1 protein-coding gene is annotated in these 1,307 nt (G+C 45.9%); it reads left to right on the top strand.

What is annotated here, in order from left to right; genetic code table 11:
- Positions 1–190: 190 nt before the first annotated feature.
- Positions 191–1,307: OprD family outer membrane porin (locus QKY98_RS23345; RefSeq protein ID WP_284671669.1), on the top strand; the 1,117-nt coding region annotated here is incomplete at its 3' end.

Below are 1,307 nucleotides of genomic sequence, written 5' to 3'. Positions count from 1 at the left end.
CAGGTTCGGCTATGCCTTAGCGTGCTTTATTTTCCGTTTTCTGAGACGACCCCATGAATGAGAACTCGATATTAAGATTACAAAATTGTAATTTAGCAGCAATCGTCCTGAAAGGATTACTCTTTGAAAATCACAGGACTAACAAAAAATACATCAGTATCGACCTGCCTCACCCCAAAGGAGCACCGTCTTGCAAACCAACGTTATAAAGACCTTAATAATTCCATTTATTTTTATACCGCAGGTAGTGAGTGCGAATTCAGCTTCAGAAAACTCTGGAGGCTTCTTAGAAGATAGCTCACTTTCAATTATGAATCGGAACTATTACTTCAATAGGGATTTTAGAAAGGGCCAAGCAAACTCTGCAGGCAACGGCTACTCTGAAACTTGGGCGCATGGTCTATTAGCCTTTTATAGATCAGGATATACACAAGGTACCGTAGGCGTTGGGGTAGACGCAGTTGGGCTTCTTGGCCTACGTTTAGACAGCGGAAGGGGCCGAACGGGCCAGGGCGGTAGCGTTAACTTGCTTCCCGCAGACGCGAACGGTGATCCCACGACCGAGTACTCCAAATTACTTGGCGCCGTAAAGTTGAAATTCTTAGATACTGAGGTAAAGCTTGGCGACGTATTCCCTACTACACCTGTTGTGCATTTTGGCGACTCACGCCTACTTCCACAAAGCTTTAAAGGCATTACCGCAACGAACAACAGCTTCGACGCCATAACTATTAATGGCGGGCGTTTACACGCCATGAGCCAGCCGCAGCAAAGCGAGACGGGAAGTGATTTTGTAACCTTCTATGCTGGTCAAGTGAAGTCGTCTTACCTTTCTTACCTCGGCGGTGAGTACAAGATAAATGAGTACCTCACAAGCAGCCTCTATACAAGCAAGTTAGATAATTCCTGGCGCCAATACTATTTTGGATCCATCGCCAGCTATCCTATTAACGATAATCTAGCTCTAACAGCGGGGTTAAACTTCTATAGATCGGTCGACGACGGTAGAAAGTTTCTTGGGGAGTTTTCCACAAATATCTGGAGTGTTAGCAGTGGCATTGTAGCGGGTGCGCACTCTATAACCATGAGCTACCAGCAAAACAACGGGGACAACGATTTCGACTACCTGAGACAATCTGACTCAATTTACCTTAACAACTCCATTCAGTATAGTGACTTCAACTCCCCGAAAGAGCAGTCAGTTCATTTACGCTATGATATAAACCGTGCGCAGTATGGGATTCCTGGGCTAACTCTGATGGCCCGATATGGGAAGGGCTGGAATGAGTCCGCATTCCAGCCCTTCC

It is taken from the genome of Pseudomonas sp. HR1 (assembly GCF_030175875.1).
Lineage (GTDB): Bacteria > Pseudomonadota > Gammaproteobacteria > Pseudomonadales > Pseudomonadaceae > Chryseomonas > Chryseomonas oryzihabitans.
Note: the sequence above shows the minus strand (reverse complement) of the source record. Positions and strands in the feature narration are given on the sequence as shown.